We start from the raw sequence: 25,592 nt of genomic DNA, 5'->3' as shown, positions 1-25,592 counted from the left end.
CGCGCCGGGTCCGGGCGGCGCGCCGGGTCCGGGCGGCGCGCTCACTGGCGCCGAACCTGACGCGCTCACTGGGCGCCGAACCCGACCCCGCTCTTCTTCCCGGCGCCGGTCGTCACGTACCCGACGGCGACGCTCGGCACGAGGATCCGGCCGCCCTTGTCGTCGACCAGCTCGAGGACCTCTGCCGAGCGCGAGGCCTTCACCGCCTCGGCAAGCTCGTCCGGCGTCATCATCGACTCGAAGGCGATCTCGCGAGCGCAGTGCTGCACGCCGATCCTGACCTCCACGGCAATCCCTTCCTCATGGTTGTAGCTAGCTGGGGTGCTGGTCGTTGTCATCTGTCGCCACCTTAACCAGCGGGCGCGGCGGCCGGCTCCCGTCCGTCGCCGCTCTCACCCCGGGCCACGAGGGGAAACGCGGCGATCCCGCGCCGGATGAGCGCCCCGGTGATGCGGGTCGCGGTCTCCTTCGAGATCGCGTCGCCGTGGCTCAGCCAGTGCCGGGCGGCCGTCTGGGCGAGGCCCACCAGCCCGACTCCGATCATGACGGCCTCCTCCTGACCGAGCTCGGTCTCGTCCCGGATGATGCCCGCCATCGCCTCGGCACAGGTGAGCACGATCTGGTCCAGGCGACGACGCACCTCCGGCTCGTTGGCGAGGTCGGACTCGAAGATGAGCCGGAAGGCGGCGCCCTCGTGGCTGACGAAGTCGAAGTAGGCCGCGACCATCGTGCGGATGCGCGCCTTGTTGTCATCGAGGGCCAAGGCATCGCGGACCAGCTGCTCGAGCTCGCTCGCGTGCCGGTCGACGAGCGCGAGGTACAGCTCCAGCTTGCCCGGGAAGTGCTGGTAGAGAACCGGTTTCGACACACCGGCCCGGGCTGCGATGTCGTCCATGGCGGCCTGGTGGTAGCCGTTCTCGGTGAACACCCCGAGCGCCGCCTCCAGCAGCTGGGCACGACGCTCGGTGCGTGGCAGGCGCTGGCTGCGGCTGGTGGTGTGCAGGTCGTGGGGCATCGGCATCCCTCTCGTCGTGCCGGAGGCCCGGGGCGGGGGCTCCCGCGATGTCGTTCTCACCATACCGAGCAGTACCGTGTGGCCATGGGAAGCGCGGGAATCGTCCGGGCCGGTCGCAGGCTGACCGGGCCGGAGATCACCCGGTACGCGCGCCACGTCCTGATCCCCGGCGTCGGGCTGGACGGCCAGGAACGGCTGGTCGCCTCGAGGGTCCTCGTGGTGGGGGCCGGGGGGCTCGGGTCCCCGGCGCTGCTCTACCTGGCCGCGGCCGGTGTCGGCACCATCGGCGTGGTGGACACCGACGTCGTCGACCTGACCAACCTGCACCGCCAGGTCATCCACTCCGACGCCGACATCGGCCGACCGAAGACGGAGTCGGCCGAGGCCGCCGTCCACCGCGTGAACCCACACGTGAGCGTCATCCGGCATGACGTGCGGCTCGACTCGGGCAACGCGCTGGCGGTCATCGGGGACTACGACGTCGTCGTCGACGGCAGCGACAACTTCCCGACGCGGTATCTCGTCAACGACGCGTGCGTCATGCTCGGCAAGCCGCACGTCTGGGGCTCGATCCTGCGCTTCGACGGGCAGGTCTCCGTCTGGTGGGCCGGGCACGGGCCCTGCTACCGTTGCGTCTTCCCCCAGCCGCCGCCCCCCGGGTCGGTGCCCAGCTGCGCGGAGGGGGGTGTCCTCGGGGTGCTGTGTGCCGCGATCGGGGCGGTGCAGTCCACGGAGGCCGTCAAGCTGCTCCTGGGGATCGGCGAGCCGCTGCTCGGCCGGCTCCTGGTCCACGACGCGCTCCGCCAGACATGGGACACCCTGACCGTGCGGGCCGACCCGGACTGTCCGGTCTGCGGGACCCACCCGAGCATCACCGAGCTGGTCGACTACGTGGAGTTCTGCGGGGTGCCGGGGGCAGCCGCGGCAGGTGAGGAGCCGGTGCCCACGGTCACCGTGCGTGCGGCCGCCGCCGCGCTCGCCTCCGCTGACCCGCCGCTGCTGGTCGACGTGCGGGGGGAGCAGGAGCGGGCCATCGCGGCGGTACCGGGCGCGGTGCCGGTCCACCTCGACCTCTTCCGGTCCGGCGCGGCGTTCGCCGAGCTGCCCCGGGACCGGCGGATCCTGATCTACTGCAAGGTCGGCGGCCGGTCGGCCGAGGCCACCCGCCTGGCGTTGCGCGCCGGGTTCAGCGACGTCGCCAACGTCGAGGGCGGCATACTCGCCTGGATCGAGCAGGTCGACCCGACCCTGACGCCGTACTGACCGGGCGGTTCGGATGACCCTGGAGGAGTACGCCGAACGCGTCCTGGACCTGGTCGCGCAGATCCCGTCGGGGCAGGTCGTCGCCTACGGCGACATCGCGCGGATGATCGGTCACGGTGGACCGCGCAACGTGGGTGCCGTGATGAGCCGGTACGGCTCGGACGTCCCGTGGTGGCGGGTCATCCGCGCCGACGGACGTCCGCCCCGGTGCCACGACGGTGAGGCGATCGAGCACTGGCGAGCCGAGGGGACCCCGATGGTGGGCGGGCGCGTGACCGGGGCCAGGGTCGACATGTCCCGCGCGCGGTGGGCCGGGCCGGCCGCGTCACGGACGAGGGGCGCGATCCACCACGTCGAGATCTGGGTGGACGATGTCGCGGTCGACGGCGCCGCCTGGGACTGGCTGCTCGGCCGGCTCGGCTACCGGCTCGGGGACGACTGGGGACAGGGCCGCGCGTGGGAGCTCGACAGCCACTACGTCGTCGTCGAGTCCGGCCCCGACCTCGCCCCTGGCGGTCACGAGCGGCGCCGGGCGGGCGTGAACCACCTCGCGTTCCACGCCGGCAGCCCGGCCGACGTGGACGCGCTGGTCGCCGATGCCCCCGCGCACGGGTGGTCGGTGCTGTTCGCCGACGCGCACCCGCACGCGGGTGGCCCGGACCACTACGCCGCCTACCTCGAGAGCCCCGGCGGGTTCGAGGTGGAGCTCGTCGCCACTTGAGGCGGTATGCCGCTCACCGGCCTGCCGCTGTGGCGCCGGGGCGCCGGGGTGGCTGCGGCCTGCCACGGGAACTGCTCTCGGGGTGGGTTCTCGTGGGGTTTGGCGGGTCGGTGCCACGGGAACTGCGTTCGGGTGGGTTCTCGTGGGGTTCGGGGCGGGGACCGACGGCCGTCAACAGACGCGGGTCGAGCGCTGCGGGTCGCCGTTCCCGGACAGGCGGTCGGGCCGGGCACGCGCCCTCGGCCCACCGCCATCGCCCCAGGACGCGACAGGCTCTGTCGGTGCCGCATGATGGAATCCTTCTCGTGCTCATCCTCCGCCGCGCACCCGCCACGGCCACGCCGTCGACGCCGCTCGACGACAGCCAGCGCGCCGTGTTGGAGTCGTCGGCCCGGGTGCGGCGGGTCCTCGGCGGACCGGGCACCGGCAAGACGACGCTTGCCGTCGAGCTCATCGCCCGGCAGGTGGCCGCGGGGGAGCGGGCCGACCGGTGCCTCGCCCTCACCTCGAGCCGCGCTGCCGCGGCTGCGCTGCGCGACCGGGTGACCGCTCGCCTCGGGGGCACGAGCACCCAGCCGCTCGCGAGGACCTGGCAGGCCTTCGGCTTCGCGCTGCTGCGGTCCGAGGCCGCGCTGCGCGGCGATCCCGCACCCCGGCTGCTGAGCGGTCCCGAGCAGGACGTCGTGCTGCGGGACCTGCTGGCCGGTCACGCCGCCGGCGACGCCCCGGGCCCCGAGTGGCCCGAGGCGCTCCGGGCGGCACTGGGCACGCGAGGGTTTCGGGCCGAGCTGCGTGACCTGCTCATGCGGGCCGTCGAGCACGGCCTGGGTCCCGACGACCTGGTCGTGCTCGGCAAGGAGCGCGACCGTCCCGAGTGGGTCGCCGCGGCCCACCTGCTGCGCGAGTACGACCAGGTCACCGCCTTCTCGCGGTACGGCGCCTACGACCCGGCGTGGGTCCTCACGGCCGCGGCCGACCGGCTGGACGAGGACGGCCGCGCCCTCGACCGGCTCCGCGAGGCGATCTCACTCGTGGTCGTCGACGACGCCCAGGAGCTCACCTCGGCCGCGGCCCGGCTGCTGGCCGTCGTGGGATCGGCCGGTCCGCGGATCGTGCTGCTGGGTGACCCCGATGCCGCGGTCCAGACCTTCCGCGGGGCCGACCCCGGGTTCCTCGCCCACGGCTGGGTCGGGCTGGGCCGCGAGGAGGACCGGGAGAGCCACGTGCTCCGGGACTCCTACCGCGTCCCGGCCGCCCTGCGCGAGGTCATCGACCGGGTCGTGCGCCGGATCGGCGCGCTCGGCGGCGGGGCCCAGCGGGAGTGGCGCGCCACGCGGCCCGGCGGGCTGCTCGAGGTGGCCCTGTTGCGCTCGGCGGCCCAGGAGGCGTCCCACGTCGCGGGCATCCTGCGCCGGGCCCACCTCGTCGACGCGGTGCCGTGGGACGAGATGGCGGTCATCGTGCGAGGTGCTGCGCGGGCCGGGCTGCTGCGCCGGCTGCTGGCCACCGCAGGGGTCCCGCTCGCCAGCGCAACGGCCGAGACCCCCGTGCGCGACGAGATCGCCGTCCGCCCGCTGCTGGCGATCCTGCGGGTGGCGCTGGCCGTCGCATCGGCGAGGTGCCACGGATCGGCCGCTGCCCTCGACCCGAGGGTCGCAGCCGATCTCGTGACGTCGCCGATCGGCGGCGCCGACCCAGTGGCGCTGCGTCGGCTCCGTCGGCTCCTGCGCCGCGAGGAGCTGGAGGCAGGTGGGGGACGGTCGAGTGACGAGCTGCTGGCCGGGCTGCTCCTGGACCCGGTCCGGGCTCGATCGCTCGGGGAGCCCGCCGCGCCGGCGGCCCGCATCGCTGCCGCGATCGACGCCGGTGCACGGGCCGCACGGGTGACCGGCTCCGGTGGCCGCGACCGCGTCGCGACGGCCGAGACGGTGCTTTGGGAGGTCTGGGCCGCGACCGGGCTGGCCGGGCCGTGGCGACGCGCCGCCCTCGCGGGTGGTGCGGCCGGCAGCCGCGCCGACCGTGACCTCGATGCGGTGCTGGGCCTGTTCGACGCGGCCGCCGCCTTCGTCGACCGGCTCCCGCAAGCCGGCCCGGATGCCTTCCTCGACCACGTCGAGGGTCAGGACGTCCCGGGTGACACCCTGCTCGCGCGGGCGCAGAGCGGCCCGGCCGTGCAGCTGCTCACCCCCCAGACCGCAGCCGGTCGCCAGTGGCGCATCGTCGTGGTGGCCGGAGTCCAGGAGGGTGTGTGGCCCGACCTGCGGCTGCGTGGTTCGGTCCTCGGCTCGGAGGAGCTCGTCGACGTCGTGACCGGCCGGCCGCACAGCTTCCGGGCGGCCCAGACCGCCGTCCGTTACGACGAGACGAGGCTGCTGCACGTCGCCCTGACCCGCACGACCGAACGGCTGGTCGTGACCGCGGTGGGCAACGAGGACGAGCAGCCCTCGGTATACCTCGACCTGGTGGACCCGCCGGCAGGGGACGGGCTGGACACGGAGGTGCGCAGGCACACCCACCCGCACCGTCCGATGACCCTGACCGGGCTCGTCGGCGAGCTGCGACGTGACGTCGCGAACACCGACCCGGCCGTGGCGCGACCAGCGGCGGTGCTGCTCGCCCATGCGGCGCGGGGCGGGGTCGCCGGGGCCCACCCGCAGAGCTGGTGGGCGCTGCGCGAGCTCAGCGACGACCGCGCGGTCCGCCCTCCCGACGAGCCGGTGCTGGTCTCCCCGTCCAAGGTCGAGCGGTTCCGCCAGTGCGGCCTCTCCTGGTTCCTGTCCGCCGTCGGTGGCAACGGTCCCGCCCGCAGCTCCCAGCTCGTCGGCACCCTGGTCCACGACATTGCCGCCGACCAGCCCGAGGCCGAGTCGGCCGTCCTGCACGCCGAGCTCGACCGCAGGTGGGGGCGCCTCGGACTGGGCCCGGGCTGGTTGACCGAGCGAGCCCGTGACGAGGCACATGACATGATCGCGCGGTTCGTCGCCTACCGGGCCGACGCGGCCGCCTCGGGATGGCGGCAGGTGGCCGTCGAGGCCGGCTTCACGGTGCAGATCGACCGCGCCCGGCTCAAGGGCCGGGTCGACCGGATCGAGCAGGACCGGGCCGGGCGGCTGCGGATCGTCGATCTGAAGACCGGCGGGACCAAGCCGTCCGGGGCAGAGCTTGCCGAGCACGGCCAGCTCGGCGCCTACCAGGCTGCGGTCGAGTCCGGCGCCTTCGCCGAGCTCGGCACCACCTCGGGTGGGGCCGCGCTCGTCCAGCTCGGCAAGGCCGGGCTCAGCGGCCGGCGCCCAGCGGTCCAGGGCCAGTCCCCGCTGGCCGAGGCGGCCGACCCGCGCTGGGCCGGCCGGCTCGTCGCGGAGACCGCGGCCGGCATGGGAGCCGCCACCTTCCGGGCCGTCCAGGGCAGCTGGTGTCAGCTCTGCCCGGTGCGGACCTCCTGCCCGGTCCAACCCGAGGGTGAGGCCCTGTGAGGCACACTGCCCGGGGTATCGCCGCCGCGCTCGACCTGCCGCACCCGACAGCCGAGCAGCAGGCGGTCATCGAAGCCGGCCCCGAGCCGCTGCTCGTGGTCGCCGGGGCCGGCTCCGGCAAGACCGAGACCATGGCGGCCCGGGTGGTCTGGCTCGTGGCCAACGGCAAGGTCGAGCCGGACCAGGTCCTCGGCCTGACCTTCACCCGCAAGGCGGCCGCCGAGCTGTCCGCCCGGATCACCAGCCGGCTGTCCACCCTCGCGCGCGCCGGGCTGTGGGCCCCTCCGGTCGATGACGGCACGGGTGTCGAGGTCCTCGGCGGGACGCCCACCGTGCTGACCTACCACGCCTACGCGGGCCGGCTGGTGCGTGAGCACGCGCTGCGCCTCGGCATCGAGCCCGAGCACCACGTCCTGACCGAGGCCGGGGCCTGGCAGCTGGCGGCCGAGGCCGTCGAGCGTTACGACGGCGCCATGGACGAGGTCGGCAAGGCCGCGTCGACGATCATCGAGGCCGTCATGGGGCTCGCCGGTGAGATGGCCGAGCACCTGCTGCACCCCGGCGACCTGACCGGCTACCTCGACGAGGTCATCGCCCACCTCGACGCGCTGCCCGACGGGACGGGCAAGGGCTCGCTGACGCGAGTACGGGACGTGCTCGACGTCCTGCGGGAGCGACGCGCCGTGGTGCCGATCGTCGCGCACTACCTGGCCCTCAAGCGGGAGCGCGACGCCGTCGACTTCGCGGACCAGATGGCCCTCGCGGCCCGTCTGGTCGACACGGCTCCCGACGTGCGCCGGGTCGAACGGCAACGGTTCCGGGCGGTGCTGCTCGACGAGTTCCAGGACACCTCGGAGGCCCAGCTCGCGTTCCTGCGCAGCCTGTTCCACGGCGGCCAGGACCCGGTGGCGCTGACCGCGGTGGGCGACCCGAACCAGTCGATCTACGGCTGGCGTGGGGCCAGCGCCACGACCTTGACCCGCTTTCCCGTCGAGTTCGCCGATGACGGCACCCCCGCCGCGGTGCTGCCCCTGTCGACGAGCTGGCGCAACGACCTGCGCATCCTCGAGGTGGCCAACGCCACCTCCCGGCCGCTCCACACGACCCACGTGCGGCCCCTCGCGCCGCGGCCGGGTGCCGGCCCGGGCACGGTCACGGTGGCCCGGCTCGAGTCCCTCGACGACGAGGCCACGCACGTGGCCGAGTGGATCGCCAGCCGGTGGCGCACCCCGGCCGGTACCCGTACGGGGCGCTCCGCGGCGGTCCTGTGTCGGCGCCGCGCCCACTTCCCGGTCATCGTGGACGCGCTGCGCCGGGAAGGGCTGCCCGTCGAGGTCGTGGGTCTGGGGGGGCTGCTGATGACTCCGGAGGTCGCAGACCTGGTCGCGGCCCTGTCCGTAGCCGCCGACCCGACGCGCGGTGACCAGCTCATGCGGCTGCTCACCGGCCCGGTCGCCCGACTGGGCCCGGCCGACCTCGACGCGCTCTGGGCCTGGGCCGGTGAGCTTCGTGGCGTCGGCCGCGACCGTGGCAGCGACCTGTCCCCCGACAGCACCGACGAGGCGACCCTGGTCGAGGCGCTCGACCCCCTGCCGTCCCCGGCCTGGCGCTCGGGCAGCGGGGCCCGGCTCAGCGACACGGCCCACGCGCGGTTGACCGCACTGGGAGGCGTCGTGCGAGCGCTGCGCCGGATCACGGCGCTCCCGCTGGCCGACGTGGTCGCCGAGGCCGAGCACGTGCTCGGCCTCGACGTCGAGGTGCTGTCCCGGCCCGAGCACACGGCTGCGACCGCCCGGGTCCACCTCGACGCGTTCGCCGACGTCGCTGCCCGCTTTGCCATGACCTCCGACCGGCCCACGCTGACCGGGTTCCTGGCCTGGCTCGAGGCGGCCAGGTCCCAGGAGCGCGGTCTCGAGCTCGGGCACGTCGAGTCCGACCGCGACGCGGTCCAGGTGCTGACGGTCCACGCCGCCAAGGGGCTGGAGTGGGACGCCGTCGCCGTCCCCGCACTGGTCGAGTCCGTCTTCCCGTCCCACGCGGCCAGATCGGTGACATACGTCGACGGGGAGTGGCGGCTCAAGGGGCAGGTCACCGACAAGGGCTGGCTGACCGGCCTGGACGGGGTGCCGTACGAGCTGCGGGGAGACCGCGACGGACTGCCGGTGCTCGACTGGCGGCGACCGGCCGACCGTAGGTCGCTGGCGGTGGACATCGACGAGTTCGTCACCGCCGGAGGGTGGCATGCCGTGGCGGAGGAGCGCCGGCTCGCCTACGTCGCGTTCACCCGGGCCCGCACCGACCTGCTCCTCTCGAGCCACTTCTGGTCCTCCCGCAAGACGGTCAACGTCGACTCGCGCTTCCTCACGGAGATCAGGGAGGCGCTCGACGGCAGCCTCGACGTAGGTGACTGGGCCGCCGCACCCGACCCGGTGACGAACGACAAGGGCCAGCGTGTGTCGCCCGACAACCCCTTGCTCGCGGAGCCCGTCTCGGCCCTCTGGCCGCACGACCCGATGGCCCAACGTCGGGCCGCCATGCTCGACGTCGCGGGCCGCGTCATCGATCTCGCCGACGCCGCCCACCCCCTGCCGGCCGTGGCCGACGACCGGTTCGACGACCTGCGTCTGCTGCTCGCCGAACGGGCTGCCCGCAGACACCGGGGCCCGGCCGTCGTCGACGTTCCGGGGCACCTGTCGGCATCCGCCGTCGTCGCCCTGGCGCGTGACCCCGAGGCCTTCGCGATGCACCTGAGGCGGCCGATGCCCGCGCCCCCGGCGGCCGCGGCCAGGCGTGGCACTGCCTTCCACGCGTGGCTCGAGGAGCACTACGGGCGCGCGGCGATGGTCGACCTGCTCGACCTGCCCGGCAGCGCCGACGAGGGGGCCGAGGTCGGGCATGACCTGCGCCGGATGAAGGAGCTCTTCCTCGCGAGCGAGTGGGCCGAGCGCATCCCCGTCGAGATCGAGCTGCCCGTGGAGACGGTCATCGACGGCATCGCCGTCCGCGGCCGGATCGACGCGGTCTTCCCCCGCGACGACGGCGGCTGGACCGTCGTGGACTGGAAGACCGGCGCGCCACCCACGGGCCGCGAGGCCCACGTCAGGTCACTCCAGCTCGCGGCCTACGCCACCGCCTTTGCCCGGCTGCGCGGAGTGTTGCCCGAGTTCGTCGACGCCGCCTTCTACTACGCCTCCCGGGGCGTCACGGTCCGCCCGGAGGTACCGCCGGAGACCGAGCTCGCCGCGCTGCTGGCCACCATCGCCCCGTAAGCCCCGGAGCGCGGACCGTTCGAGGTCCGGGCCGGGCCCGCCGGGATCGTACGCGGGTCAGCCGCGCGCTCAGGCGTCCGGCCCCGGGCCCCGTGGCCCGCGCCGCTGCAAGGTGACGAAATGGGACGCTCCCTCGTGCCGGTCGTCGACCGCATCCCCGTCCTCGTCCGGTCGCACCCGGTCGGGTGAAGACGGCGACGGGCCGGTCGGGGAGGGTGACGCGGTCGCCGCCGGCGCGCCGGCCGGAGAGCGTTCCGCGAGGTGCGGCGCCTCGCCCAGGCTCGCGTCCCCCGGCGGGTCCAGCGCCGCGTCGGCTTGCCGCAGACCACCCGGTTCGGGCTCGAGTCGCGCGCTCGGGGGGGCGAACGGCTGGGTCGCCTCGTCCTCGGGACGACGCTCCGCGGCTGCGACCTGCACCCCCTGCACGGACGGCTGCGCCGCCGCTTCGAGCCGCGCCCGATGCCGCTCGCGCATCGCGGCCCGTTCGGCCTCGAGCCGCTCGGCCCGGGCGAGCTCCTCGGCCTCGCGGATCCGTTCGTCGAGCTCCTGCAGCCGTGCCGAGGCGTGCTCGACGAGCCGGGTCTCGCCCGCCGAGAGGGCGGCCAGGAGCCGGTGCACGAGCGACATCTCCGCCGCCAGTCGGGCCCGGGCCGGCAGGTTCGGGTCCGGTGGCTCGGTCCGGGACTGGGTGTAGGCCTCGAGGACGGTGTCCAGTGCCGTCCGGTCGGTGCGGCCGACGAGCTCGGCGAAGTCGTCGGCTGGATCACCTACGCGGGCCTGCTCCCAGCCGACCACGCCGAGCACCCGGCCGCTGCCGGCGTCGTCCTGGTCCGCGAAGCCGGCCAGCACGTGTGACCCGGCGTAGGAGCCGTGCACCGGAGTGGGCGCGAACCGCCACCGGGAGACATCCTCGAGGCGGTGCTCCCACCTGGCGAGCAGACCGGGTGGAACGTGTCCGGACGTGGAGGCCCGGTCGAGCTCGGAGAGCAGCCGCTTGCGGTGCGTCTCGGCGTCGTAGGTCGGGCGACCCGCCTCCTCGAAGACGGCGCGGTCGATGTCGTGGATGTGGGCGAGGGTGCGCCCGACGTCGGCCGTGAGCGCGGCCGCGGGGGGAAGTGCCGCGAAGTCGAGCGGCACGCCCGGCACCCTGGCGTGGACGACGGCCCGCCCGGCCGACCCGGCCGACACGCCACGGATCACGGGGACGGCGACCTCGAGCCGACGGGCCAGCAGCGGCAGGAGGGTGCCCACGTCCTCGAGCAGGGCACCGGCCGCGGCCGTGCGCGCCACGCGCACGACCCACTCGCGGTCAAGCGAGTCCGTGACGAACGCGACCTCGTGGCGGTCGCCGGGCCGTACCGGTACCCCTACGACGGAGACCGGGTCGAGCCCGGGGACGGCCGAGCTCGCGAGGGCGGCGAGACGCAGTGCACTCCGGGACACCCCCCCACCGTAGGCGGAGCGGGGAACCTAGGGTGGGAGGGTGATGACGACGCACGGGATTCTCGAGGACCTCGCGCTCACGACGTCGACTCTGGACCGGTCCGGCCTGGAGCGTCGCGACCCGCGGCTGCTCGAGGTGCTGCTGGCCGATCCGGACACCCGGGTGATCGAGATCCGCGGCGACCGGGCCGAGGTCGTCGTCGCGGACGGCCGGGCCTCGCTGGCGCTGCGCGCACCCCGGGCGGGCGACCGGACGTTGCTGGCCGCGGCGCTCGGCCGCGGCCCCGACGGGCGGGCCTACATCGCCGTCCTGCCACCTCCCGGCTCCGACGAGCTAGACGACGGCTGGCTCACCCTGCGCCGGGCAGGCGACCTGCTCGACCCGCTCCACGCCGGGCTATTCACCACGGCGCTCGCGCTCGCCAACTGGCACGGCACCCACGGGCGGTGCTCGCTCTGCGGCAGCCCGACCGAGCCGGTCCAGGCGGGCTGGGTGCGCCGCTGCCCGACCGACGGCAGCGAGCACTACCCCCGCACCGACCCCGCCGTCATCATGTCGGTCACCGACCCGGACGACCGGTTCCTGTTCGGGCGGTCGTCCCGGTGGCCCGAGGGGCGCTTCTCCGTGCTGGCCGGGTTCGTCGAGCCGGGCGAGTCCTTCGAGCAGGCCGTCGCGCGCGAGGTGGCCGAGGAGGTCGGCATCGTGGTCGGGGACGTCACCTACCTGGGCAACCAGCCGTGGCCGTTCCCGTCGTCGGTGATGATCGGCTTCACCGCCCGCACCGCCGAGGTCCACCTCGACCTCGACCCCGTCGAGCTGGCCGAGGCCTGCTGGATGACCCGCGACCAGTACCGGGCGCGGCTGCGGCGACACGAGGTCCGTGCGCCCGTCGGCATCTCGATCGCGAAACGGATGATCGAGCACTGGCTCGGCGAGACGGTGGAGTCCGCCGCCCGGGGCTAGCCGAGCCGGAGGGCGGCGTCGCCACCGGGTGCGAGGATGGAGGGGTACGGCATCGCAAGGAGGGTCATGTCGGGGACGAGCCCAGCGGCATACCCGCTCATCACGCCAGACACGGTCCTGGCGGGCCTCGACCCAGAGCAGCGGCAGGTGGCGACGGCCCCTCCGGGCCCGGTGTGCGTGCTGGCCGGGGCGGGCACGGGCAAGACCCGAGCCGTCACACACCGGATCGCGTATGCCGTCCACTCGGGGCTGCACCAGCCGCAACGGGTGCTCGCGGTGACCTTCACGGCCCGCGCGGCGGGCGAGATGCGCACGCGGCTGCGGGAGCTCGGGGTGGCTGGGGTGCAGGCCCGGACCTTCCACGCGGCCGCCCTGCGCCAGCTGCACTACTTCTGGCCCCGAGCCGTCGGCGGCGCTGCTCCCGAGGTCCTCGCCCAGAAGGCCCCTGCGGTGGCCGAGGCCGCGAACCGGCTCGGGATGCGCTTCGACCGCACGGCGATCCGCGATCTGGCAGCCGAGATCGAGTGGGCCAAGGTCAGCCTGCTCACCGCCGAGAGCTATCCGGGCGCAGCCCGCGCCGCCGGACGCGAGCCGCCGGGGGTCGACGTCACCGGCATGGCGCGGGTCATCGACGCCTACGAGGAGGTGAAGCGTCGTCGTGGGGTGATCGACTTCGAGGACGTGCTGCTGCTGACCGTCGGGATCCTCGCGGACCGGGGTGACGTGGCCAGGACGGTGCGCGACCAGTACCGCCACTTCGTCGTCGACGAGTACCAGGACGTCAACGCGTTGCAGCAGCGCCTCCTCGACCTCTGGCTGGGGGAGCGGTCCGACATCTGCGTCGTGGGCGACCCGGCGCAGACGATCTACTCGTTCACCGGTGCCAGCCCCCGCTACCTGCTCGGCTTCCGGCGACGCTTCCCGGAGGCGACCGTGGTCCGGCTGGTGCGCAACTACCGTTCCTCACCCGAGATCGTGGACCTGGCCAACCGCATCGTGGCGAGCGCTCCCCGAGCAGACGGGGATGCGGCGGTCCGGCTCCGGGCCCAGGGCGCGCCGGGGCCACGTCCCGTCCTGACGAGACACCCGGACGACCCGGCCGAGGCGGCGGCCGTCGCGGCGCGGGCCCGCGCGCTGATCGAGGAGGGGACGCCGGCCGGCCGGATCGCCGTCCTCTTCCGCATCAACGCGCAGTCCGAGGCCGTCGAGCACGCCCTCGCCGACGAGGGCGTGCCCTATCTCGTCCGGGGCGGCGAGCGGTTCTTCGCCCGCAAGGAGGTCCGCGATGCGATCCTGCTGCTGCGCGGCGCGGCTCGCAGCGACGACGGGGAGCAGCCGTTGGGGCACCTGGCCCGCGACGTCATGACCGGGGCGGGCTGGACGGCGGAGCCGCCGAGCGGCTCGGGGGCGGTGCGCGAGCGATGGGAGTCGCTCAGGGCACTCGCGCAGCTGGCGGACGACCTGGCCGCGACCGTGCCCGAGGCCCGGCTGCCCGAGCTCGTCGCCGAGCTCGACCGCCGGGCCGCCGAACAGCACGCCCCCGCCGTCCAGGGGGTCACGCTCGCCAGCCTGCACGCCGCCAAGGGGCTCGAGTGGGACGTCGTGTTCCTCGTCGGCTGCTCCGACGGCCTGATCCCGATCTCCCTGGCCGAGGGGTTCGAGGCGATCGAGGAGGAACGTCGCCTGCTCTACGTGGGCCTGACGCGCGCCCGGCGACGGCTCGAGCTGTCCTTCGCCGAGTCCCGCACCCCCGGGGCACGCGGGAACCGGCGCGCCTCGCGCTTCCTGGCGGCGGCGTCGGCCGTCCTCGGCGACCAGGCCCACGTCGGCGCCGAGGGTCCGGGCTCGAAGCGGCGCCCCGGCAAGGGCGTCAAGCAGGCCCGGTGCCGCTCGTGCGGCGCCGCGCTCGGCACGGCGGCCGAGCGCAAGACCGGCCGGTGCACCGGCTGTCCGCCGACCTACGACGAGGCCACCTTCGAACGGCTGCGTGACTGGCGCCTGACCGTGTCACGGGCGGCGGGCGTGCCGGCCTACGTGGTCTTCACGGACGCCACCCTCACCGCCATCGCCGAGCGCGAGCCCGCCACGGAAGCGGAGCTGTCCGCGATCAGCGGCGTGGGCGTGCGGAAGCTAGCGGCCTACGGCGCCGACGTGCTGGCCCTGCTCGAGGGCCGTACGACCGAGTCGGCGGTCGAATCCCCCTCTCCCGCAGGGGATCCGGCTGACCCTTGAGGTTCGCTGAGAAAAGCTCGACGGAATCCGGAAAATGTGTTGGTGCGGGCTCGGTCGGCCGCGTACGCTTTTCAGGTGACAGCCCAGCGGCTCAGGTGGCCGGCTGGGGTCCGCGGAGCCGGGAGGAGGTTGGCCTGATGAGCATCAAGATCACGAACACCATGATCACCACGACGGGTGCAGGGCGCTGCGGCGTCGTCGCGCGTCCGGCCGGCCAGGTCCTCCTGGCGGCCATGGGCGTCAAGCTGCAGGGGACTGCTGTGCCCTTCGTCGCCCTCGGTACGGCCATTGTCGTCGCCGACGTCCGGGCCTTCGGGGACAGCCCTGTCGACGCCCGCACCCACAAGACCATCGATGTCGTTCGCTCCCACCTCGGGAGGCCACCGGTCTGATCCAGGCCAAGCGCCTCCTCTCCAGGCCGCGAACCCGACATCACCGGGTCCGCGGCCTTTGTGTATTCCGCACCACGTGCCGCTCCACCCATCATCACCGCCAGCGCCGCACCCGGCGCCCGACAGATACGGGACACCACCGATGACCCCCCGGATGACGAGCACGACCGAGACCCGCTCCGGCGCGGGACTCTCGCAGCACGGCACGAACGAACCGGTACGCCACACCCCGGGCGCACCCGAGATGGAGGTGAACGCGATGGCCCTGAGCGATCTGATCGACCTCGGGACCCGAGCCGAGGCCAAGGGCACGACCATTCCTTGTCGCGACCACGACGCGGAGCTGTGGTTCGCCGAACGGCCCGAGGACGTCGAGAGCGCCAAGACGCTGTGCGGGCTCTGCCCGGCCCGGGCCCAGTGCCTGGCCGGCGCCCTCGAGCGTCAGGAGCCGTGGGGCGTCTGGGGCGGCCAGCTCATCGTCCAGGGCGCGATCGTGGCCCGGAAACGACCGAGGGGACGCCCCCGAAAGCATCCGGTCGCGGCATGACCGCCGAGGCGCGCGCATGCGTGACCGAACCGAACCGACCAGGACAATCCCGTCAGGAGACAACGATGCACCAGCTAGAGCTGCTGGCCCGCGACCGCATCGACCAGCGCATCCACCGACGCGACCGCAGCGGAATCCGCCGCAGCGCCCGGTTGATCGCCCTGGAGATCCGCCGCAGCCGTCGTCACGCCGACCGGTGACGCACCGGGCCCCGAGGGGCCGGCGAGAACCAGTCCGGACCGACCCGACCGCGAACCGCGGGCGACCCAGTCGCCCGCGGTTCGTGCGTCCCGGGTCGGCGGCCGGCCGTGGGCCGGCACGACCTCGGGGGCGACCCGGCGGGCGGTCGCCGTCAGGGACCCAGCGGGGGCAGGTGGGCGCCGGGCAGGTGTGCGTTGACCGCCTCCCGGCCTCGTACCGTGCCCCCGAGCTGGCTCAGCACCCCGATGCCGCCACCCCAGACGCGATGGATCAGCAGGTACTCCGGCGGCAGGTTGAGCTTGTAGCCGATCGCGAAGTTGGGCTGCCGCGGGTCGTTGATGTGGGTGAAGACACTGCGCAGCCAGGCCCGGCTGAAGGTGAACGTGTCGGTCCGCAGGGGAGCCAGGAAGGGTTCGAGGAACTCGAGCAGCCGGTCCGGGTCCAGCTCGATGGAGGGCCGGACGAAGCCGGTGTCGCGCAGCCCCTCGAGCAGCGCCTCGGAGCCACCCTGCAGACCGATGGTCAGCAGCTGCCCGATCTCCGGCGGCATACCGTCGGGCAGCCGTTTCACCGCACCGAAGTCGATGACGCCGAGCCGACCGTCGGGGGTGATCCGGAAGTTGCCCGGATGCGGGTCGGCGTGCAGCAGGCCGGCCCGCGACGGCCCGGCGAACAGGAACTCGAGGTAGAGCTGGGCCGCGTGGTCGCGTTCGGCCTGGGTGCCCCTGGCGATGATCTGCGAGAGCGGGGTGCCGTCGAGCCACTCGGAGACGATGACGCTGCGGGTGCCGTCGACGACGTCCGGGACGACGAACTGCGGGTCACCGGCGAAGGCCTCGGCGAAGGTCGCCTGGGCGTCGGCCTCGAGCCGGTAGTCGAGCTCCTCCGCCATCCGGTCGCGCAGCTCGTCGAGGATCGGCCCCAGCTCGATGCCCGGGATCCAGCCCGCCGCCACCCTGGTCACCCGGGAGATCTGGCGCAGGTCGCTCATCAGCGCCGTGGCCGCCCCGGGGTACTGGATCTTGACCGCCACGTCGCGACCGTCGCTCCATACCGCCCGGTGCACCTGCCCGATCGAGGCGCTGGCCGCCGGCGCGTCGTCGAAGTGGCGGAACCGGTCGCGCCACGCGGTCCCGAAGTCCTCGGCGAGGACCCGGTGCACGGAGGCGGTCGGCATCGGCGGGGCGCTGTCCTGCAGCTTGGTCAGCATCGCCCGGTACGGCCCCGCCAGGTCCTCGGGCAGAGCGGCCTCGAAGATCGACAGCGCCTGGCCGAACTTCATCGCCCCGCCCTTGAGCTCGCCGAGCACCTGGAACAGCTGCTGGGCGGTGCGGGCCTGCAGCTCGGCCGTCACGACCTCGGCGGGCCGTCCGCCGAGTCGCTTGCCGATGCCGAGCGCGGTGCGGCCCGCGAAGCCCAGCGGCACCGAGGCGAGCTTGACCGAACGCACGACCGCGCGACGCGGCAGGTCAGTCATCCGTCCACCCCCCGGTCGCCTCGGCGCTGATGGTGCTCACCAACCGAGCGTAGAACACGCGGCACCCGACGCCGGGCAGCCTCAGCGGGCGCCGGCCGTCACGCCGTGGTGGTGGCAGCGCGGGTGCCTGGTCCAGCGGCGATGGTCCACCCTGGGCCACGGCGCTCGCACGTCGAGGGCCAGGCCCGCAGGCGGCACCTGCCCCGACAGGAGTCCCAGCGCGAGCAGTGCCACCCCGCCGGCGACGAAGGGCACGACCCCGGGGCCGGGCACCTCCGGCGAGGGGGCGGGGGTCACCCTCGTCCCGTCACCGGCGAGCTCGTGCACCACGGCGGCCCACGCATGGTCGCGGTCGGCCCGGTGCAGGTCGACGCACCACAGGCACGGGCTGCTCACCTCGCCGCCGACGACCGGCCCGATCGTCACCCCGCGGCTGTGGGGCACCACCGGCAGGTGGGGCACCCGATGGCTGAACCAGACCTCGGCGCAGCGTGGGTCGAGCGCCTCGGTGCCCATCAGCAGGACGAGGTCGGGGCGGTCCCGGGACGGGTCGGCCAGCACGAGGTCGACGGCCGGCCGGCCCTGGGTGACGCGAGTGACCCCGAGCCGGGTCAGCAACAGCCCCACCTCGACGGCCAGGGGCCCAGTGCCGTCGACGACGACGTGGCGGCCCGGAGCGACCTCGAGGTCCCGGCGCTCGGGCTCGATCAGGTCGAGGCGCAGCGCCAGGTCGAGCAGCTCACGCCACCGGGTGGCCGTGATGCCCGCATGGCAGGCGTCGCCGAAGGTCTGCGCCCGGGAGCGGCTGCCGTCCAGCGACCGGAGCAGGTCGGCCTCGGCGGGCGAGATGCCGGTGACGATCAGGCCGTCGTCGGCGAACCCGAACTGCACCTCGTGGCCGCCCCGCACGATCGGCCGCAGCCACGGTTTGAGTCGGGGTCGGTCGGACATGGGCTCTCCCGGGCGGCTGACGAATGGTGCTGGGTCACCAGACTGGCAGGCCGGGCCGGCCCGCCGCGGCCGTCGTCCACAGGGCCGGGACAGGCAGAGGGGCGGGACCGCCACCGGGTCCCGCCCCTCCGACGCTCGAGACGCCCGCGAGCCGCTCAGGCCTTGCCGAGGATGCGGTTGAGGTTCGTACCGCAGACGGGGCACTGGCCCTTGGCCATCCGACGGCCGTTCTCCGACACGACGACCCTGCCCTCCGCCTCGCGCTTCTCCTTGCACTTGACGCAGTAGAACTCGCCCTTGTAGGTCTCGTCAGCCATTGGTGTCTCCTTGTTGCTGGCACCCATCGGACGGGTGCGGGACTTGGACAACCCTAAGGCACGCTGAGCACGGATTCGTGATCGGTCGGGCGTGGGCGCGTCACCGTTGCCGCGCCCGGGACCGGGCGGTCCTCCGGATCTCGTCACGGGCCTGCCGGCCGGCTGCGGCGCGGCCCGGGCGCGGCGCCCGGCCTGACCCAAGGCTCGTGACGAGGGAGGTATGCCGCCGGCCCCGCTCCGGCGGGCCCCTCAGCGGGGTGGCGCCCCTGGGCCCCCGGCCGGACCCGGGCCGGTCTCGTCCCCGGGCTCGGGGCGGTCGCCGTGCTGCTCTCCACGTGGCCCGGACCGAGCCGCCTCGTCGAGGATGCCGCGCAGCACGGAGTCGAGGTCGGCCTCCAGCCCTTCGCCGCCGGGCTCCGGGGCGTGGCCGGTGGCGCGCTCGACGAAGCCGATGGGGTCGTCGAGATCGTGGGCCGTCGGGGCGAGGTCGGGATGCGCCCACCGGCCGTCGCGCAACGCGGCACCCCCGGCGTCCTCGAGCGCGGCCCACAGGTTGGCCGCGTCGCGCAGGCGACGGGGGCGCAGCTCGAGCCCGACGAGGCCGGCGAAGGTGCGCTGGGCGGCGCCTCCCACCCGGCGGCGCCGAATCGTCTCCGCGAGTGCCGCGGACTGTGGCAGGTGGCGCACGGTCGTGCGCTGGGTGAGGTGGTCGACCCAGCCCTCGGCGAGCGCGAGGAGCGTCTCCAGGCGGGCCAGGGCGACCCTCTGCGCCGCGGTCGGGGAGGGGGTGAACAGGTTGCCCTGCAACGCGGCGCGCAACGCCTCGGGGTCACTGGGGTCGACGCTGGTCAGGGCCGACTCGATCGCGTCGGTGTCGATCGTGATGTTGCGGGCGTACTCCGCCACGGCCGCGAGCAGCTGTGGGCCGAGCCAGGGCACCTCCGAGAACAGGCGGACCCGGGCGGCCTCACGGACGGCGAGGTAGAGCCGCACCTGGGTCTCGTCGATCTCGAGCGACTCCGCCAGGGCGCGGACGTTGCCGGGCAGCAGCGCCACGAGCCCCGGCTCGGTGATGGGCAGCCCCACCTCGGTGCCGGTCACGACCTCTGCCGCGAGCGTGCCGACCGCCTGACCGAGCTGCGCGGCGAACATCTGCCGGCTCAGGTTGCCCAGCATCGGCGCCCACTGCTCGAGCATCTTCGCCGGGTCGAAGCCCGGGGGCAGTCCGGGCGGCAGCTCCCCGCCGAAGGCGCCCGGCCCCAGCTCGCCCAGCTGCTTGCGCAGGGCGGCCGACGTCGCGGCGGTGACGCCGTCGGAGACCGGCTCGACCAGGTCGAACCAGCGCGGCATGGTCGACTCGACCCACTCGGCCCGGCTCAGCCCGGCGGCTCGCCACTGCGGTGCCGACAGGGTGGTCTGCTCGTCCAGCCACAGCGTGGCCACCTGGACCGAGTCGGCGACGGCGCGCACGGCGGCGGCATCGTGCAGGTCGTTGCCCTCGGCGTTCATGACGTGGCGGCGGGCGGTCTCGACGGCGAGCTGGAGCGCGCCGGTCGGCGACTGCTGCGCCTGCATGAAGGTCCGCAGCTGGGCCTGCATCGCGGCCTTGGTGCGCGGGTCGTCCGGGTCGACCCCCATGGAACGCATGAGGTCGGCCAGCTCGGGGTTCCTGGCGGACTCGCCGAGGACGTGCTCGATCATCGCCCCGAGGTCGCTCGGGTCGAACCCCGGCGGGAATCGGAAGGGTTCGTCCTCGTCGCCGCCGTCCTCCCACGGTGCGGGGTCGCGGTCGTCTGCCATGATGCTCCTCGGTGGAATGTCGCTTCTGCTCCGAGACAACCACCGAACGGCGCGCCGAGTTCCCCGGGCGAGGCCACGAGCGTCGGCGCGGTGGTCCCCTGCGTGAGGATACGCGTGTCGGCGGCGCCGGTGCGAGCCGCATACGATGACGGGCGTGACCGTCACCCTGGCCGAGATCCGTGAGGCACCGCTGTCCGTGGACGAGGTGCTGCGCAGCGTCGCGGCACCGCGGGCCGGGGGGATCTGCGTGTTCGTGGGGACCGTGCGCGACACCGACGAGGGCAGGGGCGTCATACATCTCGACTACTCCGCGCACCCCCTCGCTGCGAGCCGTACGCGCGAGCTCGCCGAGCGCCTCGACGCAACGGGTCGCACGGTCCGGATCGCGGTCGTCCACCGGGTCGGCCACCTGACGGTCGGCGACCTGGCCATCGTGGCGGCGGTGAGCGCCGAGCACCGGGCCGAGGCCTTCGAGGTCTGCCGGGCGCTCGTCGACGAGCTCAAGGCGACCGTACCGATCTGGAAGCACCAGCGCTTCACCGACGGGCTGGACGAATGGGTCGGCCTGCCGTGACGACCCCGGCGGGCCCTCCCGGGCAGTCCGGCCCGGGAGACGGGGAGGGCGCGCCCGCCGCCCCGCACCGCAGGGTCCGTCGGGAGCGGCTGGGCCGCCGGAACGTCGCCGTGCTCGTCGTGTTCTTCCTCCTGCTCGCGGCGGTCGTGGCCGGGTCCCTGGTCCGCCTGCCCTACGCCATCGTCAGCCCCGGGCCGACGTTCAACGCGCTCGGTGAGGAGCAGCTCGGCGGCACGACCAAGCCGGTCATCGTCATCGCGGGCCGGAAGACCTACCCGACCGAGGGCGCGCTGCGCTTCCTGACCGTGGTGGTCAAGGGTGGGCCGGGGTTCCCGGTCGACGCCTGGGACCTGCTGGGTGCCTGGCTCGACCCGGCCCGCGACGTCTACCCGGTGGACCAGATGTTCGACCCGCAGGCGAGCAAGCAGCAGGTCGCCGAGGAGAGCGCGGTCCAGATGGCCGACTCCCAGCAGGAGGCCAAGGCCGTGGCGTTGCGGGCGGTGGGTCTGAAGGTGCCGACGCACGTCGTCGTGGCGCAGGTGCTGGACACCTCCAAGGCCAAGGGCCTGCTCGAGAAGGGCGACCGCATCGTCAGCGTCGACGGGGTGGCGGCCCGTGACCCCGAGGTGATCCGGGACGCGCTGCAGCGCGTGGACCCGGGTGATGACGTGACGATCGAGGTCACCCGCTCCGGCGTGCCCCTGAGCGTGCGGGTCCCGACGATCAGCGCGAGCGGTGGCCGGACGGCCATCGGGATCCTGCTCGGTGTCGAGCACGACTTCCCCGTCACCGTGACGATCAACGCCGGTGACGTCGGCGGGCCCTCGGCCGGGCTGATGTTCGCCCTGGCGATCTACGACAAGCTGACGCCCGGCGCGCTGACCGGGAACACCGCCATCGCGGGGACCGGCACCATCGACGAGCAGGCCCGGGTGGGGCCGATCGGGGGCATCCGCCAGAAGATGGTCGCGGCGAAGGACGCCGGCGCGTCGTACTTCCTGGCGCCGGCCGCGAACTGTCCCGAGGTCGTGGGGCAAGTGCCGGACGGGCTTCAGGTGGTCAAGGTGGGCACCTTCGACGGGGCGGTCGGCGCCGTCGAGGCCATCGCCCGGGGTGCGGCCGGCGGCCAGCCGCACTGCTGAACGACCAGTCAGGGCTCGAAGGTCGTCCGCAGAGCCGCGACGAGCCCGGGTGCGATGTCCGGGCCGGTCGCGACGGCGTCGTCGGAGTCGTGGGCGCGCTGCCGGAGCAGACAGACGGACCGGCCGCCGCGCAGCACGGCGGCGAGCAGACGCACGTCCTGACGGGACGGGTGCGCCGCGAGAGCCTCGACGGCGTCGTCGGGACGGGCTGGCAGGTCGCGTTCGGCCTCCGGCGGGACGACCATCCGCTCGACGGCGAAGGCGCAGCCGTCCACCTCGTCCGGCCACGCGATCCGGCCGATGAGCGTCTCGATGGAGCTCGTCGCCTGCAGGCCCTCCTGCTCGACGGCAGTCAGCGAGCCGGGCAGCAGGTCCGCCGCACGGAACTGCCCGCGCAGGTGCGGCTCGCGCTCGAGCAGCGCCGCGGTGCGCACGAGCGCGAACAACCGGGCCGGCTGGTCCCAGCCGCGGATCGCGACGTGACGCTCCGTGTCCAGGGCGACGAGGGCGAGGGGGTCCGTGACGGGTGTCGGCTGCACCCCACCATCCTGCCCCACCCGCTCGGCGGCCCCGGCCGGTCGCCCGGGCACCATGCCTCCAGCGGGCCGTAGTGGTCGCGGAGACGGCCCGCACGGGGCGCGCAGGGCGCCGGGCAGCATACCGGCGTGTCACAACTGGGCCACGTGCGGCCGTCGGGGGTGCCGGAGGGACGGGGTCCGTCCCTGGGTCGGGTTATCGTTGCCGCGTACCGTTCCGCGCGATCCGAGGCAGCCCCACTGTGAGTGACAGCGACTTCAGCCCCGGTAGGGGTTCCTCCGGCGACCACGGGGCCTCGGGTCCGCCGCCGGCGGGCGCGATGCACCGACCGTCGCGCAGCCCGCTCGTCACCGCGCTGGTCGTCGCCGCCGCGGTCATCCTGCTGCTGACGATCGTCGCGCAGTTCTGGACCGAGGTGCTCTGGTACGAGTCCGTGGACTTCGTGGGGGTCTTCCGCACCCAGATCGTGACGCGGCTGCTGCTCGGCATCGTCGCCGGGCTGGTGATGGCGGTGCTCGCCTGGTCGAGCATCCACATCGCCTATCGGGTGCGGCCGATCTATGCGCCCTCCCCCGAGACGCAGGTGATGGAGCACTACCGCGAGCTCGTCGAGCCGATGCGGCGGACCGCGACGATCGCCGCCCCCCTCGCGCTGGGGCTCTTCGCCGGCCTGTCGGCCGCCACCCAGTGGGACACCTACCAGATGTGGGTCAACGGCCAGCCCTTCGGCCGGACCGACCCCGAGTTCGGCCTGGACATCGGCTTCTTCGTCTTCACCCTGCCGTGGGTCAACTTCGTCATCGGGTTCCTGACGATGGTCCTGGTCGTCGCGATCATCGCGGCCGCCTTCACGCACTACCTGTACGGCGGCATCGTCATCGGCGCCCACACCCGCTCGACCCAGGCGGCGCGCGTGCACCTGTCGGTCCTGCTCGCCGTGCTCGTCCTGGTGCGCGCCGTGGCCTTCTGGATCGACCGCTACAACCTCGCCACCGCCCAGTCGACGCGGATGACGGGCATCCAGTACACCGAGGCGCACGCCGTCATCCCGACCAAGGCCATCCTGGCGATCGCCGCGATCATGTGTGCTGGCCTGTTCGTCAGCACGATCTGGACGCGGTCGTGGCGGCTGCCGATCGTCGGTGTCGCGGTCCTGGTCGTCTGCGTCATCGCCGTCGGGGCCATCTACCCGGCGCTGGTCCAGTCGCTCAAGGTCAAGCCGTCGGAGAAGTCGCTCGAGGTGCCCTACATCCAGCGCAACATCGACGCGACCCGCGCCGCCTACGGGTTCGACACGGTCAAGGTCCAGTCCTACGACACGAAGACGGTCGCTGCGCCGGGGCAGCTGCGCGGCGACGCGGCGACGATCCCCGGCATCCGGCTGATCGACCCCAACATCGTCAGCCCGACCTTCAAGCAGCTCGAGGCGAGCAAGGGCTACTACCAGTTCCCCGACGTGCTCGACGTCGACCGCTACCTGATCGACGGGACCCTGACCGACACGGTCATCGCGGCCCGCGAGATCGACCTCAACGGCATCCCGGACGGGCAGCGCAACTGGCTGAACGACCACACCGTCTACACGCACGGCTTCGGGGTCGTCGCGGCCAAGGGCAACACCCGCGACGACGACGGGCGGCCCACCTTCTTCGAGGGCCAGATCGGCCGCAAGGGGGCGCTCGACCCGTACGAGCCGCGGATCTACTTCGGGGAGAACTCGCCGGAGTACTCGGTCGTCGGGGGCGGCAAGAAGGAGTTCGACTACCCCGACCCGAGCGGCACGGGGGAGATCACCAACACGTATGCCGGCAAGGGCGGGGTCCCGCTCGGGGGGGTGAACCGGCTCGCCTACGCGATGAAGTACAAGGAGGTGAACTTCATCCTGTCCGACGCCGTGACGGCCGACTCGAAGATCCTCGACCACCGCACCCCGCGCGAGCGGGTCCAGCGGGTCGCGCCGTGGCTCACCCTGGACGGCAACGCCTACCCGGCGGTCGTCGACGGCCGGGTGCTGTGGATCCTGGACGGCTACACCACCTCGGCGTCCTATCCCTACTCGCAGATGACGACGCTCAACGTCGTCACCGAGGACGCGGTGACCCGGACCCGGGAGTCGGTGCGGGCGGTGCAGGCCGGCCAGGTCAACTACGTGCGCAACTCGGTCAAGGCGACCGTCGACGCCTACGACGGCACGGTGACCCTCTACGAGTGGGACGAGCAGGACCCCGTCCTCAAGGCGTGGATGCAGATCTTCCCCGGGTCGGTCAAGCCGCTGTCGGACATCAAGGGCTCGCTGATGGCCCACCTGCGCTACCCGGAGGACCTGTTCAAGGTGCAGCGCACCCTGCTGTCGCGATACCACGACAGGGACGCGTCGACCTTCTTCACCGGCCAGAACTTCTGGCGGGTGCCGGACGACCCGACGCAGAGCACGGCCGACGAGGAGCTGCTCCAGCCGCCGTACTACCTGTCCCTGGCGATGCCCGGACAGGGCAGCCCGGCCTTCTCGCTGACCTCGACGTTCATGCCGACCGGTGACCGCCAGGTCCTGTCCGGTTTCCTCGCCGCCGACGGCGACGCCGGCAACCAGACGGGCAAGAAGTCGCCCGAGTACGGGACGATGCGGCTGCTGGAGATGACCGGTGGCACGGTCAACGGGCCCGGCCAGGTCTTCAACGCCATGCGGACCTCCCCGGTGACCTCCAAGGACCCCGAGCTGACCCTGACGCTCGCGCAGTTCATCACGACGACACAGCAGCAGGGGGCGGCTTCGGTCACGTTCGGCAACCAGCTGACCCTGCCGGTCGGCGGCGGCCTGCTGTACGTGCAGCCCATCTACGTCCAGGCCAAGGCGGCCGGGTCCTACCCGCTGCTGTCGGCGGTGGCCGTCGCGTTCGGGGACCGGATCGCGTGGGCCGGCTCGCTCGACGACGCCCTCAACGACCTCTTCGGCGGGCAGTCGGGGGCGAAGGCCGGCGACACCGGCACCACGACGCCCGTCTCGCCCGCGCCGGGAGCGACCCCGCCGACGAGCGGGCCGGCCCCGACCCAGTCGGCACAACCGCCCGCCAAGCCGAACCAGGCGGCCCTCACGCAGGCCCTGAAGGACGCCGAGGCCGCCTTCGCCGAGGGGCAGGCCGCGCTCAAGGACGGCAACTTCGCGGCATACGGACAGGCCCAGGAGAAGCTGAAGGAGGCCCTGAAGCGGGCGGTAGCGGCATCCCCCCAGGGAACGGGTACCGCGGGGCCGTGACCATCCGGTGAGAACCGCGGG

The 25,592-nt window shown here is 73.7% G+C and carries 20 protein-coding genes; 12 read left to right on the top strand and 8 right to left on the bottom strand.

The genetic code is table 11. The annotated features are described in order from the left end of the window. Window positions 1–65: 65 nt before the first annotated feature. Together WMI84_RS07825 and WMI84_RS07820 are read right to left on the bottom strand one after the other, a co-directional pair. A complete protein-coding gene (locus tag WMI84_RS07825) occupies window positions 66–338 on the bottom strand; it encodes a DUF3107 domain-containing protein (protein ID WP_347351928.1) in 273 nt (90 codons plus the stop codon). Window positions 339–349: 11 nt separating this feature from the next. Next, a complete protein-coding gene (locus tag WMI84_RS07820; RefSeq protein ID WP_347351926.1) occupies window positions 350–1,021 on the bottom strand; it encodes a TetR/AcrR family transcriptional regulator in 672 nt (223 codons plus the stop codon). A gap of 78 nt (window positions 1,022–1,099) precedes the next feature. Between WMI84_RS07820 and moeB the strand changes: the two genes are divergently transcribed. The 4 genes from moeB (at window position 1,100) to WMI84_RS07800 (ending at window position 9,741) form a co-directional block, all read left to right on the top strand. Next, window positions 1,100–2,278 (top strand): molybdopterin-synthase adenylyltransferase MoeB, encoded by a 1,179-nt coding sequence (gene moeB / locus WMI84_RS07815; protein ID WP_347351924.1) that lies wholly within the window; start codon window positions 1,100–1,102, stop codon window positions 2,276–2,278. Window positions 2,279–2,291: 13 nt separating this feature from the next. Further along, window positions 2,292–2,999, top strand: coding sequence for an MGMT family protein (locus WMI84_RS07810; protein ID WP_347351922.1), 708 nt, complete (start codon window positions 2,292–2,294; stop codon window positions 2,997–2,999). Between the two features lie 281 nt (window positions 3,000–3,280). Further along, window positions 3,281–6,472 carry a PD-(D/E)XK nuclease family protein gene (locus WMI84_RS07805; protein WP_347351920.1) on the top strand — a complete coding sequence of 1,064 codons (3,192 nt, stop codon included), beginning with the start codon at window positions 3,281–3,283 and terminating at the stop codon, window positions 6,470–6,472. Beyond that, a complete protein-coding gene (locus tag WMI84_RS07800; RefSeq protein WP_347351919.1) occupies window positions 6,469–9,741 on the top strand; it encodes an ATP-dependent DNA helicase in 3,273 nt (1,090 codons plus the stop codon). The genes WMI84_RS07805 and WMI84_RS07800 overlap by 4 nt, the downstream gene beginning before the upstream one ends. Before the next feature lie 69 nt (window positions 9,742–9,810). Here WMI84_RS07800 and WMI84_RS07795 read toward each other — a convergent pair whose 3' ends face one another. Beyond that, complete coding sequence (locus WMI84_RS07795) at window positions 9,811–11,184, bottom strand: phosphotransferase (RefSeq protein ID WP_347351917.1); 1,374 nt, start codon at window positions 11,182–11,184, stop codon at window positions 9,811–9,813. A 43-nt stretch (window positions 11,185–11,227) separates the two neighbouring features. Between WMI84_RS07795 and nudC the strand changes: the two genes are divergently transcribed. From nudC to WMI84_RS07770, 5 genes are all read left to right on the top strand, one after another. After that, window positions 11,228–12,148, top strand: a complete 921-nt coding sequence (nudC, locus tag WMI84_RS07790) for an NAD(+) diphosphatase (protein ID WP_347351932.1) — start codon at window positions 11,228–11,230, stop codon at window positions 12,146–12,148. Window positions 12,149–12,214: 66 nt separating this feature from the next. Then, a complete protein-coding gene (locus tag WMI84_RS07785) occupies window positions 12,215–14,380 on the top strand; it encodes an ATP-dependent DNA helicase UvrD2 (RefSeq protein WP_347351915.1) in 2,166 nt (721 codons plus the stop codon). Window positions 14,381–14,517: 137 nt separating this feature from the next. Next, window positions 14,518–14,772, top strand: coding sequence for a hypothetical protein (locus tag WMI84_RS07780; RefSeq protein WP_347351913.1), 255 nt, complete (start codon window positions 14,518–14,520; stop codon window positions 14,770–14,772). Window positions 14,773–15,031: 259 nt separating this feature from the next. Next, window positions 15,032–15,319 (top strand): WhiB family transcriptional regulator, encoded by a 288-nt coding sequence (locus WMI84_RS07775; RefSeq protein WP_347351930.1) that lies wholly within the window; start codon window positions 15,032–15,034, stop codon window positions 15,317–15,319. Window positions 15,320–15,384: 65 nt separating this feature from the next. Then, the gene (locus WMI84_RS07770) at window positions 15,385–15,519 is read left to right on the top strand and encodes a hypothetical protein (RefSeq protein WP_347351911.1); all 135 of its coding nucleotides are present in this window, start codon (window positions 15,385–15,387) and stop codon (window positions 15,517–15,519) included. A gap of 152 nt (window positions 15,520–15,671) precedes the next feature. On the opposite strand, the gene WMI84_RS07765 is transcribed toward WMI84_RS07770, so the two are convergent. The 4 genes from WMI84_RS07765 to WMI84_RS07750 form a co-directional block, all read right to left on the bottom strand. Continuing rightward, entirely contained in the window at window positions 15,672–16,997 is a 1,326-nt protein-coding gene (locus tag WMI84_RS07765; RefSeq protein WP_347351909.1) for an AarF/ABC1/UbiB kinase family protein, read from the bottom strand. Between the two features lie 81 nt (window positions 16,998–17,078). Beyond that, the gene (locus WMI84_RS07760) at window positions 17,079–17,948 is read right to left on the bottom strand and encodes a hypothetical protein (protein ID WP_347351907.1); all 870 of its coding nucleotides are present in this window, start codon (window positions 17,946–17,948) and stop codon (window positions 17,079–17,081) included. Window positions 17,949–18,103: 155 nt separating this feature from the next. Beyond that, entirely contained in the window at window positions 18,104–18,265 is a 162-nt protein-coding gene (locus WMI84_RS07755) for a DUF5679 domain-containing protein (protein WP_347351905.1), read from the bottom strand. 249 nt (window positions 18,266–18,514) lie between these two features. Then, window positions 18,515–20,065 carry a zinc-dependent metalloprotease gene (locus tag WMI84_RS07750; protein ID WP_347351903.1) on the bottom strand — a complete coding sequence of 517 codons (1,551 nt, stop codon included), beginning with the start codon at window positions 20,063–20,065 and terminating at the stop codon, window positions 18,515–18,517. Window positions 20,066–20,210: 145 nt separating this feature from the next. On the opposite strand from WMI84_RS07750, the gene WMI84_RS07745 reads away from it, so the two are divergent. Together WMI84_RS07745 and WMI84_RS07740 are read left to right on the top strand one after the other, a co-directional pair. After that, window positions 20,211–20,639 (top strand): molybdenum cofactor biosynthesis protein MoaE, encoded by a 429-nt coding sequence (locus WMI84_RS07745; protein WP_347351902.1) that lies wholly within the window; start codon window positions 20,211–20,213, stop codon window positions 20,637–20,639. After that, window positions 20,636–21,781, top strand: a complete 1,146-nt coding sequence (locus WMI84_RS07740) for a S16 family serine protease (RefSeq protein ID WP_347351901.1) — start codon at window positions 20,636–20,638, stop codon at window positions 21,779–21,781. The genes WMI84_RS07745 and WMI84_RS07740 overlap by 4 nt, the downstream gene beginning before the upstream one ends. Window positions 21,782–21,789: 8 nt before the next feature. Here WMI84_RS07740 and WMI84_RS07735 read toward each other — a convergent pair whose 3' ends face one another. Then, the gene (locus WMI84_RS07735) at window positions 21,790–22,320 is read right to left on the bottom strand and encodes a PPA1309 family protein (protein WP_347351899.1); all 531 of its coding nucleotides are present in this window, start codon (window positions 22,318–22,320) and stop codon (window positions 21,790–21,792) included. 317 nt (window positions 22,321–22,637) lie between these two features. Here WMI84_RS07735 and WMI84_RS07730 point away from each other — a divergent pair, with 317 nt between their 5' ends. Further along, complete coding sequence (locus WMI84_RS07730) at window positions 22,638–25,571, top strand: UPF0182 family protein (protein ID WP_347351897.1); 2,934 nt, start codon at window positions 22,638–22,640, stop codon at window positions 25,569–25,571. The last annotated feature ends 21 nt before the right edge of the window (window positions 25,572–25,592 follow it).

This window comes from Intrasporangium sp., assembly GCF_039812505.1.
Taxonomy (GTDB): Bacteria; Actinomycetota; Actinomycetes; order Actinomycetales; family Dermatophilaceae; genus Intrasporangium_A.
Note: the sequence above shows the minus strand (reverse complement) of the source record. Positions and strands in the feature narration are given on the sequence as shown.